Here is an 11,644-nt window from a genome sequence, read left to right on the forward strand (position 1 = left end):
CGCAGGTCATGGGTTCCTCCGGTGGGCGCGGGACGGTGGGGCGGCCGGGGTCAGAAGAGGGCGCCGCCCGCCACGTCGGCATGGGCCTGTACCTCGGGGGCCGCCGCGTCGAGGCGGCCCCTGATGTCGACGAGCAGGGCCAGTTCCCCGGGGGTCAGCGTGCGCAGGACCTCGTGCTGCTCCTCGGTGAGCGCGTCCACGTCGAAGCCCGCGGCGACGAGCGCGTCGAGCGTGGGCTCCGACGCGGAACCGGGGGACGGGGTGTCGCCCCCGGGGGCGGGGGCGCCGTACGGAGCGGGGTCGTCGGTCACGGTTGTCCTCCGGGGTCGGCGGCGGCGAGGGAGAGGAAGAGCCGGGCGAGCAGATTCGTCGTGTGCAGCGCGCTGACGGAGACGGCGGTCCGCAGGACCGGGGTCAGCGGGAGTTCGTCGAGCACGCGATAGAGGTCGTCGAGGTGGCCGCCGTCGAGATCCGCGTGCGCCCTGAGGGTGCGGAACGCGTCCTCGGGAAGCCCGGTGGCCGCCGCGAGGCGGTCGGCGAGCCGAGGCCCGGGGGCGTTGCCCTCCAGGACGGCGATGTAGCCGAGCAGCGTGACGGGGTGCTCGTGCTCGGTCCGGTAGTACTGCGCCCCCGTGAGTTCGACGGCGACGGGGTGCGGCACCGCGTCCGGCCGGGCACCGGCGGCGGCCAGGTCGTCGAGCAGCCAGAGGTCGTGGCCGCGCTCCTCCTCGGCGTGACCGACGCAGTACGCCGCGAGGCGCCGCGCCGCAGGACCCTCCAGCTCGGCGCACCGGGCGGCGGTCCTTTCGAGGAGCGGCACCGATGCCCGTACGAGCGTGTGCATCGCCGCCAGGTAGCGGGGATACCTCCCCCGCAGTCCGTCCGGTCGCCAGAGGGACGCGACGGCGGCCCGCAGAACGGGGGTGGTGGGCGTGAGCGTGGTCCTGAGCGCGAGGGACGCGGGCGGGTTCATCGGCGGCACTGCTCCTCTGCGGAAGGCGACTCGACCAGGTGCGCGTAGGAGGCGCAGCCCAGACGGCGTACCAGGGCGGCGGGTCCCGCGGCGCGCTGCTGCTCGGCGCCGAGCCGGTCGAGGAGTTCGCCGACCCGGCCCGAGGCGTCGCGGGCCGCGCCGGCGAGGACCTCCGGGCGGTCGGCGAGCGCGTGACAGCTGCCGCAGTAGCCGGCCGGGGCGGGCGCGGTCCCGTGGCGGGCGTGCAGCCGCCGGGGGCCGACGGCGCGCAGCATCCGCAGGACCGGGGAGCCGAGGGAACGCTCGCGGACGGCCGGCCAGTCGTCGTCGGCGATGTGTCCGAGCCGCAGGTGCGGGGGAACGGGCCGGCGGTCCACCGTCCACTGGTTGCAGCAGGCGGCCACGGTCCCGTCGAAGGCGACCACCGGCCAGGCGGCGAGGGCGCACGGCGTCGCCACGTCGCCGTCGGGTCCGGGCGGTGTCGGCCTGACGAGGCCCACGGCGCGGCCGAGCGGCCGGACCTCGTTGACCAGCATGGGTACCTCCCCGGCGAAGGCGCGGCGGACGTCCGCGACCGCGTCCGCCAGGTACGGGTCGTCGGGGCCCGTGCCGGTGAGGTGGATGCTGGCGGGAACGCCGGCGTCGAGCACGGTCCGGAGGGTACGCAGCACCGCCGCGCGGGGGACCTCGCGCTCGTGGTGGACGTCGAGGCTCGCCGAGAAGTGGTCGAGGGCCGTGACGGCCCGCATGATCCGGTCGGGGACGCGCTCGTCGCGGGCGAAGAACATCCCGCTGAGCAGCGCCACCCGGGAACCCGCCTCACGCGCGCGTCCGGCCAGGCGGACGACCAGCTCAGGCAGCAGCAGCGGTTCGCCGCCGGTGAGCATGACGACCTCCGGGCGGTCCTCCGTCCCGAACGAGCCGACGAAACGCAGCAGATGCTCCGGGTCGGGCCGTTCGTACGCCGCCATGGAGGAGTCGGTGGAGCAGTGCGCGCAGCTGAGGGGGCAGCGACGGGTGAGCGTCATCAGGAGGCCGCCGCAGGGCACCGGCCGCAGGCCGATGAGCTCCGCCAGATCCATGGCTCCTCCTTCGTGCTCCTACGCCGCTCGTACGCCGCGCGGTGCGTCGCACGGATCGTCGACCCGGGCGGCAGACTTCCGGTTCGGGAACGCCTGGTTATCGGTTGAATCCCTGGTCCGGGCGGTGTGGGCGCCGGTACGAGGGGCGGGCGGGGGCGCGTGGTGGGGCGCGCGGCATGGGTTCCGTGGTCGTTCCGCGTCCCTGGGGTCGCCGTTTACCGGCGTCGAACCATCGATCAGGCGTTCCCATACCGGGCGTCCGTACGTTCATTCCCAGCCGGCGCAGCGACGCCGCCGACAGAGGAGGACGAACATGCCCGAGAACACGAACCCGAAGCCGACCGAGGACGAGGACATCGAGGTCGTCGCCCACAGCGAGGACGAGGAGGCCGAGGCCGGCTGCATCGTCAACAACTCCAGCGACCTCTCCTGACCGAGGTCGTCGAGTTCTGAAGCACCGCGCGGGCCATCCGGTTCTCGGCAGATCGTGCCAGGGACCGGGTGGCCCGCGGCCACCTCGGGCGCCGATCGCCGGACACCCCGTCGCCGGACATCCGATCGCCGGACATCCGGTGCCCGCCCGAGGCCCGTATCGACCATCCACCGCCCGAGGGAGCACGTCGTCGTGAAGATCCTGCTCTGCCCGCTCAGCGACGGCGGTTATCTCTATCCCGCCCTCGCGACCGGACGGGAGCTCCGCCGGCGCGGCCATCAGGTCAGCGTGCTGGGCCGGGCCTCCGCCGCGTCCGTCGTGGCCGAGGCGGGACTGCCGCTGGTGACGGCCGAGGAGCTGGGCGGCCGCCGGGCGTTCTCCGCCACGTGGTGGGGGCCGACCGGTCCTGCGCAGTACCGGTCGACGCTGCGCGCGGCCCGGGAGACGGGGGCCGACCTGCTCGTCACGTCCGTGCTGTGCAACGGCCCCCTGCTCGCCGCCGAGACCCTGGACGTTCCGGTCGTGGTGATCGGTCTCGCGGCCCATCTGTGGGACTACCGGTCGGGCGGCGAGGACGAACCGCACCTGGGCAGGACCCGGAGGAGCCGCACCCTCGACTGCCGGGGGATCCACGCCGCCACGCGGGAGGAGGTCGGCCTCGGGGGGCGCGCCCCGCGGTGGGAGGACGACCCGCTCCTCGGTGACGCGCTGCTGCTCCGCGGGGATCCCGCGCTGGAGTACCCGGGCGCGCGCCTCCCCGAACGGGTGCGGCACGTGGGCCCGCTGGCCTGGGAACCGACGCCCGGGCGGGCGGAGACCGAGGCGGTCGCGGAGCACCTGGCGCGGTCGGGCAAGCCCGTCGTCTATGTCCACCTGGGCCGCTTCTTCGGGGGCGACAGCCTGTGGCCCCGGCTCAACGAGGCGTTCACCGGCGGCCGTTTCCAGGCCGTGGTGGAGCAGGGCCGGTCCACCGAGCCGCGGCCCGCCCCGGGCGCCGACATCCTGCTGGTCCGCAAGCCGTGGATGGGGCCGCTCGTCGACCAGGCGGGCCTCGTCCTCGCGAACGGCACCTCCGCCCCCGTGCTCGCCGCCCTGCTGCGCGGCCGGCCCCTCGCGCTCTCACCCAACGGCTCCGAGCAGCCGCTGCTGACCGGCGCCTGTGTACGGGCCGGCGTGGCCGTGCGCGTACCGAACACCCCGTCCGTGGGCCTGTCGCCGCTCCTCGAAGAGGCGTGGCACGACGACGGTCTGCGCAGGCGCGCCCGCGCGCTCGGCGACCGGCTGGCCGCGCCGGACGGCGCGTCCCTCGCGGCGGACGTCGTCGAGCGGGCGGCCTGGCCATCCGCATCCACCACCCCGAAGGAGGACCATGAGTACGCGATCAGCCGGCCTCGATGAGGCCGTGACGAGTCTGTCCGCGGGTGTGCGGCAGTGGATCGGACGGCACGCCGGATACCTCGACTCCCCGGCCGGTCACGCCGAGCTGCCGGTGACCCCGCGCGTGAAGGCCCTGCTGCAGCTCGCGCTGCTCCGCCGCCACTGGGCACGGATCGCCCCCGGGGACCCGGCCCTGGACGAGGTGTCCGGAGTGGTCGAGAGCGCCTGGGAACGGCCGGACTTCCCGCGCCTCCTCACCCTCGACCGGAGGTACGCGCGGCAGTTCGAGCTGATGTACGCGGCGCTGGCCCCGGCCGGGGCCGTCACCGGCGCGCCCCGCGCCGTACTGGCCCGGCTGACGGCCGACGGCTACCTGGAGCCGCGCCGGAAGCCTCCGTACCTCCACCTGGAGGCCAGGTTCTACGCCGATCTCGCGGGGGCGGACCACCGGTTCGCCTCCTACCGGGAGCTGTACGCGTCGAGCCTGCCGGCCCGCGCCGGAACCCTGCCCGTGGCCGACCTCGACGTGTGCGTGGTCACGCACACCGTCTTCTACCTCAGCGGCTTCGGCCTGCGCGATCCCGGTCTGACGGAGGAGGCCAGGGGGCAGGCGCTCCGTGTCGTGGAACGGCTCACGGACCACTGTGTGGGCCTCGGCGAGTGGGATCTCGTCGGCAAGCTCGTCCTCGCCCAGTACTGCCTGGGCGCGGATCCGCTGACCACCTCCTCCGGTGCGGCCGGCGTGCGGATGCTCGCCGAGGCGCAGTCACCGGGCGGCGCGATTCCGGGACGGTCCGTCAGCAAGCGCGCCCCGGGGGACGCGACGCCCGTGGAGTTCTTCCGGAAGTCGTACCAGGCGACCCTCGTCACGGCCCTTGCGACGCTGATCGTCACGAGCGGCCGGACCGGCGCACCGTCCTCGGCCGGAGCAGCGGCATCAGCATCGGCACGTACATCGGCATCCGCATCGACATCGACGGCGAGGGAGGCCCGATGAGCACGGACCAGGCGATGAGCACCGGAGGAACGACGAGCACCGGTCACGCCGTGGGCGCCCCCGTCCCCACCCCCGCCCCCGCCCCCCTCCCGTCCGGCGCGCGCCTCCTCCAGGGCCGGCGGAACTGGTGGTTCCTCGGCCCGGGAGGGGTGGCCCGCCTCGGCGACCGGCACGTCACCGCCGACGGGGCCCTGTACCCCGAGGCGGAACACCGGCTGCGCGAGAGCGGCATGTTCGCCCCCGCCCGGGTCCGCGCCTACGCCCTGACCGTCCTCACCAGCACCCACTGCAACCTGGGCTGCGGATACTGCTTCCAGAACACCGCGCAGGACCAGGCCGGCGGCACCCGGCCGCCCCGGATCGCCCGGACCCGCCTCACCTCGGAGACGATCACGTCGATCCTCGGCTTCACCGAGCGGCAGATGGCCGCCGTCGGCCTTGAGAAGCTCAGGATCCTGCTCTTCGGCGGCGAGCCGCTGCTCAACCCCCGCGGCTGTCTCGAACTCCTGGAACGCGCCGCGGGCATCGCGCCGACGTCGGCCTGGATGATCTCCAACGCGACGCTGCTCACCCCGCCGCTGGCCCGGCGGCTCGCCGACCGCGGTCTGACGTCCATCCAGGTCACGTTCGACGGCGACCGTGACGATCACGACCGGATCCGGGTCGGCAGGGCGGACGGCAGCGGGACCTTCGACAAGATCGTCCGCAACATCGTCAAGGCCTCCGAGGTCTCGCCGATCCAGTGGACGCTGCGCGTGAACGTCTCCCAGGAGACCTTCCACGGGGTCGACGCGCTCATCGACAGGCTCGTGGACGCGGTCGACCCGGCGCGGTGCACCCTGTACTTCGCGCGGGTCGGTGACGTCGGCGTCGGATACGCCAACAGCCTGCTGCACAACGGCGACCTGTCGGCCGCCTTCACACGGTGGCAGCGCCGGGCACTCGACCTCGGCTTCACCGTGAGCCGCCCCGGTGCCCGCAAGACCTGCGTCACCTGCGGCCACGCCGACGGACGCTACGGCGCGGTGGTGAGCGCGGACGGGACCCTCGCCAGCTGCTGGGAGACCGCGGGCAAGCCCGACTGGGAGGTCGGCACCGTCGCCGACGGGTATCTGCCCGCAGCGGAGACCCGCGACCGGTGGATCGCCTGCCAGGACCTCTACCGCTACGACGAGAACGCGCGGACGCTGGCGAGGTTCCGGGACACGGTCGACACCGCGCTGCTCGACCATCTGCACGAGACGGGGCGCCTGTAGCCATGCCGTCACCCCTGGAGCAGCTCTCCGCTGGCGCGCTCGACTGGCTGGGCACGCGGCTGGACCACTTCGACCCGTTCTCGGCGAGCGGCAGGTCGGCGACGCACGGAAAGGCGAAGGCCGCACTGGAACTGGCCCTGCTCTGCCACTGCGCGTCCCGCCCCGTCGCACCGGGCGAGGTGGTGCCCGGCGAAAGGGGTGGCTCCCCCTCCGACGCCCCGAGCGCGCTCGGCGGGGCGACGGCCCTCGTCCGGAAGCTCTGGCAGGACCCGGAGTTCCCTCGGCTCTTCGACGACGTCCCCCCGTACGCCTCCACCTACCGGCTCGTCTACGCCGCGCTTGCGCCCGACGGGATCGACGACACGCAGTGCAGGGCCGCGCTCGGCCTGCTGGACCCCGCGTTCCTCTCGCCGCGCGGGAAGTCGCCGTACCGCCGCATCGAGATCCGCTACTACGCGGACAAGGCCGGTGTCCGGCACGCCGTCGAGCCGTACGCCGAGCTCCTCCCACGGAGCCCGCTCGTCGCGCTCCGACCGGCCACCCCCCTCCCGACGGCCTCCGTGGACACGGCGCCGCTGACCACCCCGGAGGCGTACGCCCTGACGCATACCGGCTTCTATCTCGGCGACTTCGGCCGGACCACCACCGGCCTCACCGGCGTCGCTCTGGCGCACGCGCGGGATCTGGTCGACCGGATGCTGCGGCACTGTGTCGGGCACGAGCGGTGGGACCTGGCCGCGGAACTCGTCCTCACCCAGTTCATCCTGGGGAGCGATCCGCTGGACACGCCCTCCGGGGCCGCCGCCGTGGAGTGCCTGGTGCGGGCCCAGCGGTCCGACGGCGCGATCCCGGGGCGGTCGGCGGCGCTCGCGGCGTCCCCGTCGGCCCCGGCCGGGGAGTTCTTCCGGAAGGCCTACCACACGACCCTGGTGACCGCCCTGACGGCGCTGACCGTCCTGTCGCCGAGGCCCTCATGACACCGCGTCTGACGCTGATCAACCGCGACTACACCCGGCTGTGGTTCGGGCAGGCCGTCTCGTCCGTCGGCGACGCCGTCTTCAGCACCACCCTGGTGCTGTGGGTGGCCACCGTCCTCGCGAAGGACGAGACATGGGCGCCGGTGGCGGTGAGCGGTGTCCTGATGGCGTCGAGCGCCGCCGTCCTGGTCATCGGTCCGCTCGCGGGCGTGTTCGTCGACCGCTGGGACAAGCGCGGCACGATGCTGCTGAGCGAGGCGGTCCGCGGCGGGCTCGTGGCCCTGCTGACGGTCGTCTCCCTCCTGCCGGTCGACGCCCTGCCCGCTGGGGTCTGGCTCGGCCTGGTCTACGCGACGGTGCTCCTGCTGCACGCGGCCGGCCAGTTCTTCTCGCCGGCCCGCTTCGCGATCCTCGCGGACCTGGTGACCGGGGACGCCGACCGCGCCCGGGCCGCCGGCATCGCGCAGGCCACCGGCGAGACGGCCTGGATCATCGGGCCGCCCCTCGCGGCGCCGCTGCTGTTCACCGCCGGCCTGCAGTGGGCCCTGCTCTTCAACGCGCTCTCGTACGCGGTGTCGTACGTCGCGATCCGCTCCATCGGGGTGCGTACGCCCACCCCGGCCCCGGCCGACGGCGAGGACTCCACGCCCAAGCCCAAGCCCGCCGGGCGCCAGAAGGGCGCGCTGCGGCGGGAGTTCATGGACGGCCTGCGCTTCTTCGCGCGCAGCAGGTTCCTGGTCGCGCTGCTCCTGCTCGCCGTCATCGGCCAGTTCGGGATCGGCGCGCTGAGCACCCTGAACGTCTTCTTCACCACCGACAACCTCCACGCCGACGCCCATCTGTACGGATACATCGGCATGGCCATGGGCGTGGGCGGCATCACCGGCGCGCTGTGCGCGGGCCGGGTCGTGCAGTGGTTCGGGGCGCGGCGGAGCACCTGGATCAGCCTCCTGGTGAGCGGTGTGCTGCTCGTCGCGTACTCCCGTCAGAGTTCCTTCCTCGGCGGCATCGCCCTGCTGTTCGTCTTCACCGTCCCGCTCACCGTGCTGAACACCGCGATGGCGCCGCTGCTGCTCGCGGCTGCGCCGCCGGAGTACCGGGGCCGGGTGATGGCCGTGTTCTATCCGGTGACGAAGCTGGCGTCGATGCTGTCGGCGGTCCTGTCCGGATGGCTCGCCGGCTCCGTGCTGCACGATCTCGCCGGCTCGGTCGGGGGCGTCCGGTTCGGCCCGATCGACACGATCTTCGCGGTGTCCGGCCTGATCGTCGTGCTGTCCGGCGTCTACGCGTGGATCGCGCTGCCGGGCACGCAGAAGGCCGCCCATCCGCCCCACCACGAACGAGGGAGCAGTGAGTGACCGCCGACGAGGTGCGAGCGACACGGCGCCGGTACCCCCACGCGGAGCGGCAGGACGTCGTCGAGGAACTGCACGGGGTGCGCGTCGCCGACCCGTACCGCTGGCTGGAGGACGCCGGGTCCGCCGCGACGCTCCGCTGGAGCGCGGAGCAGGAGGTCCTCTACGCGGCGGAGCGGTCGGCCCTGCCCGGTCTGGAACGGTGGGCGGCGGAGGTGGCGGCGCTCGACGCCGTCGATCGCGCCAGGTCGCCCGAGGTCCGCGGTGGCCGGGTCTTCTGGCTGCGGCAGGAAGCGGGCCAGGAACACCCGGTGCTCGTGGTGGCGGAGGGCGGCGAAGGCGCGGCCGAGCGGGTGCTGTTGGACCCCCTCGTCCTCGACCCGTCGGGGCGGACCGTGCTCGACGCCTGGGAACCGTCGGTCGAGGGCGAGCTGCTGGCCTTCCAGGTGTCGCGGGACGGCACGGAGGACTCCGTGCTCCACGTGATCGACGTGGCCACCGGGAAGCTCGTCGACGGGCCGGTGGACCGGGTGCGGAAGTCCTCGGTCGGCTGGCTTCCCGGGGGTGGGGCGTTCTACTACGTCCGGCGCCTGGACCCGCGGCTGAACCCCGGCGAGGAGCGCTACCACCGCCGGGTCTGTCTGCACCGGATCGGGACGGCGCCCGAGGCGGACGCCGTCGTCTTCGGCGAGGGGCGGGACAGGACGCAGTTCTACAGCGTCTCGGTGACGGCGGACGGCCGCTGGCTCGGCGTCACCGCCACCCTCGGCACCGGCCGCAACACCGACCTCTACCTCGCCGACCTGACGGCGGGACCGCTGGAGCGCCCGCTGCTGCGACCGGTCCAGGAGGGCAGGGAGGCGGCCACCCGGCTGCACGCCGTGCCCGGCACCGGTCCCCTGGACCGGGTGTGGCTGCGCACCGACCGCGGCGCGGCCCGCGGTCGCGTCGTCGCCTGCCGGCCGGCCGAACTCCACCTGGGTCCCGAGGCGTGGCACGAGGTGATCCCGGAACGGCCCGACGCGGTACTGACCCACCTCGTCGTACTCACAGGACCGGACCCGGCGCACCCGCTCGGCCTCGCCGCCTGGACCCGGGACACGGTGGCCGAGGTCACCGTGCACGACCTGGCCGAGGGCCGGCAGGTGGCGGCCGTCCCGCTCCCCGGGACCGGCGCGGTCGGCGACTTCTCGGCCGGGCCGCCCGGGAGTCACGAGGCCTGGTTCGCGTACACCGACTTCGTGACGCCGCCACGGGTGCTCCGCTTCGACGCGCGGACGTGCCGCGTGACGCGCTGGGAGCGCGACGCGCCGGACGCCCCGGCGGTCGGCGGTGCGGTCACGCGTCAGGTCTCGTTCCCCTCGCCCGACGGGACGACGGTACGGATGTTCGTGATCTCCCCGACCGGGCGCCCGGACGTGCCGCGTCCGGCGCTGCTCACCGGGTACGGCGGCTTCGGCCGCACGATGTCGCCCCGGTACCGCGCCCAGGTCCTGGCCTGGGTGAGGGCCGGCGGGGTGTTCGCGTGGGCGGGGCTGCGCGGCGGCGGCGAGGAGGGCGAGGCGTGGCACCGGGCCGGCAGCGGGGAGAACAAGCAGAACACCTTCGACGACTTCGCCGCCGCGGCCGACCTGTTGACCACGGCGGGGTGGGCGGCGCCGGGCCGGCTCGCGATCATGGGCGGCTCCAACGGCGGACTGCTCGTCGGCGCTGCCCTCACGCAGCGCCCCGGGACGTACGCCGCCGTGGTGTGCATGGCCCCGCTCCTGGACATGGTCCGGTACGAGCTGTCGGGGCTCGGGCCGAGCTGGACGCCCGAGTACGGCAGCGCGCGGGACCCGGGCGGGCTGCGGACGCTGCTCGGCTACTCCCCCTATCACCGCGTCACGCCGGGAACCGCGTATCCGGCGGTGCTGCTCACCGCCGCCGACGGCGACACCAGGACCGATCCGCTGCACGCGCGCAAGATGTGCGCGGCGCTCCAGCACGCCACGTCCGGCACGGGGCCGGTCCTGCTGCGTCTGGAACACGGCGTGGGCCACGGCGACCGCGCCGCGTCCCGCGCGGTGGCGCTGCAGGCCGAGTGCCTCGCGTTCCTGGCCCACCACGTGGGCCTCCCGGCGCCGAGGCCGCGGCCCGGTCCCGAGGCGGAGGGAGACGGAGACGGCCACGCCTGACTCCGCGTGACCGCCGGCCGGGAGGCATGCCCGTGCCCGCGGCGAAAACACCGTGCCGGTGCGGCGTCGCGCTGTGATACTGCCCCGATGACGACTCCGCCTCCCGCCGCACTCGACTCCTTGCAGGGACTGGCCTTCGGTGACGCCTTCGGTGACCGCTGGTTCGGCATCCTGCGCAGGGACGGCGCGGCAGCCCTCGACGAGCGGGCGCTGCCCCCGGAGCCGCTGTGGCGGTGGAGCGACGACACCGCGCAGGCGGTCGTCCTCGTACGGGAACTCGCCGAAGGCCGCGGCGCGGTCGATCAGGACCGCCTCGCCCTGCGCTTCGCGACGGCCTACGCCGACGACACGCACCGGGGCTACGGGGCGTCGATGCACGACGTACTGCGCCGCATCGGCGACGGCGAGCCCTGGCGGGAGGTCGTCGCCGGGCAGTTCGAGGGCCAGGGTTCCTGGGGCAACGGCGCGGCCATGCGCGTCGCGCCCCTCGGCGCCTGGCACGCCGGCGACCTGGACGCCGTCGCCGAGCAGGCCGCCCGGCAGGGCGCCGTCTCGCACCACCACCCGGAGGCGGTCGCCGGGGCGGTGGCGGTCGCCCTCGCCGCGGCGCTCGCCACCCGCGGCCGGGGCGGTCCCGCCCCGGCCCGGCCGGACTTCCTGCGGGCGGTCGCGGATCTGCTTCCCGACGGCGACGTCCGGTCGGGGATCCGGATCGCGGCCCGGATGCCGGAGCGCACCTCGGTGCGGCACGCGGCGGAGGTCCTGGGCTCGGGATACCGGATGTCCGGGCCCGACACCGTGCCCTACGCCCTGTGGTGCGCGGCGGGCCACCTCGACGACCTCCAGGAGGGCCTGTGGTGCACGGTGGCAGGGCGCGGTGACATCGACACCACGTGCGCCATCGCGGGCGGGGTGATCGCCGCGCGCACGGGTGTCGCCGCCCTGCCTCCCGCCTGGCACACGGCCCTGGAACCGCTGCCGCCGATCGTGGCTCGGTAGAAAGGACGCGCAGGTCGC

Annotated in this window: 10 protein-coding genes; 7 read left to right on the plus strand and 3 right to left on the minus strand. The window is 74.5% G+C overall.

The window, feature by feature from the left end:
* Window positions 1–50 precede the first annotated feature (50 nt).
* From ACIA8N_RS22625 to ACIA8N_RS22635, 3 genes are read right to left on the minus strand one after another with little or no spacing between them, the layout of a single operon-like run.
* On the minus strand, window positions 51–311 hold the full coding sequence (locus ACIA8N_RS22625) for an aroma-sacti cluster domain-containing protein (protein WP_365778976.1): 261 nt from the start codon (window positions 309–311) through the stop codon (window positions 51–53).
* On the minus strand, window positions 308–973 hold the full coding sequence (locus ACIA8N_RS22630) for an iron-containing redox enzyme family protein (protein ID WP_365778978.1): 666 nt from the start codon (window positions 971–973) through the stop codon (window positions 308–310). The genes ACIA8N_RS22625 and ACIA8N_RS22630 overlap by 4 nt, the downstream gene beginning before the upstream one ends.
* The gene (locus ACIA8N_RS22635) at window positions 970–2,055 is read right to left on the minus strand and encodes a radical SAM protein (RefSeq protein ID WP_365778980.1); all 1,086 of its coding nucleotides are present in this window, start codon (window positions 2,053–2,055) and stop codon (window positions 970–972) included. The genes ACIA8N_RS22630 and ACIA8N_RS22635 overlap by 4 nt, the downstream gene beginning before the upstream one ends.
* Window positions 2,056–2,680: 625 nt before the next feature.
* Here ACIA8N_RS22635 and ACIA8N_RS22640 point away from each other — a divergent pair.
* The 7 genes from ACIA8N_RS22640 to ACIA8N_RS22670 all read left to right on the plus strand — a co-directional run bounded on the left by ACIA8N_RS22640 (window position 2,681) and on the right by ACIA8N_RS22670 (window position 11,626).
* Entirely contained in the window at window positions 2,681–3,886 is a 1,206-nt protein-coding gene (locus tag ACIA8N_RS22640) for a glycosyltransferase (RefSeq protein ID WP_365778982.1), read from the plus strand.
* Complete coding sequence (locus ACIA8N_RS22645; RefSeq protein ID WP_365778984.1) at window positions 3,858–4,862, plus strand: DUF6895 family protein; 1,005 nt, start codon at window positions 3,858–3,860, stop codon at window positions 4,860–4,862. Before ACIA8N_RS22640 ends, ACIA8N_RS22645 begins: the two co-directional genes overlap by 29 nt.
* Window positions 4,859–6,118 (plus strand): radical SAM protein, encoded by a 1,260-nt coding sequence (locus ACIA8N_RS22650; RefSeq protein WP_365778986.1) that lies wholly within the window; start codon window positions 4,859–4,861, stop codon window positions 6,116–6,118. The genes ACIA8N_RS22645 and ACIA8N_RS22650 overlap by 4 nt, the downstream gene beginning before the upstream one ends.
* A 2-nt stretch (window positions 6,119–6,120) precedes the next feature.
* Entirely contained in the window at window positions 6,121–7,095 is a 975-nt protein-coding gene (locus ACIA8N_RS22655; protein ID WP_365778988.1) for a DUF6895 family protein, read from the plus strand.
* A complete protein-coding gene (locus ACIA8N_RS22660; protein ID WP_365778990.1) occupies window positions 7,092–8,453 on the plus strand; it encodes an MFS transporter in 1,362 nt (453 codons plus the stop codon). Before ACIA8N_RS22655 ends, ACIA8N_RS22660 begins: the two co-directional genes overlap by 4 nt.
* On the plus strand, window positions 8,450–10,627 hold the full coding sequence (locus ACIA8N_RS22665) for a prolyl oligopeptidase family serine peptidase (protein ID WP_365778992.1): 2,178 nt from the start codon (window positions 8,450–8,452) through the stop codon (window positions 10,625–10,627). Before ACIA8N_RS22660 ends, ACIA8N_RS22665 begins: the two co-directional genes overlap by 4 nt.
* 87 nt (window positions 10,628–10,714) lie before the next feature.
* On the plus strand, window positions 10,715–11,626 hold the full coding sequence (locus ACIA8N_RS22670; protein ID WP_365778994.1) for an ADP-ribosylglycohydrolase family protein: 912 nt from the start codon (window positions 10,715–10,717) through the stop codon (window positions 11,624–11,626).
* Window positions 11,627–11,644 lie beyond the last annotated feature (18 nt).

The sequence above is a fragment of the Streptomyces sp. NPDC051822 genome (assembly GCF_044452745.1).
Classification (GTDB): Bacteria; Actinomycetota; Actinomycetes; order Streptomycetales; family Streptomycetaceae; genus Streptomyces.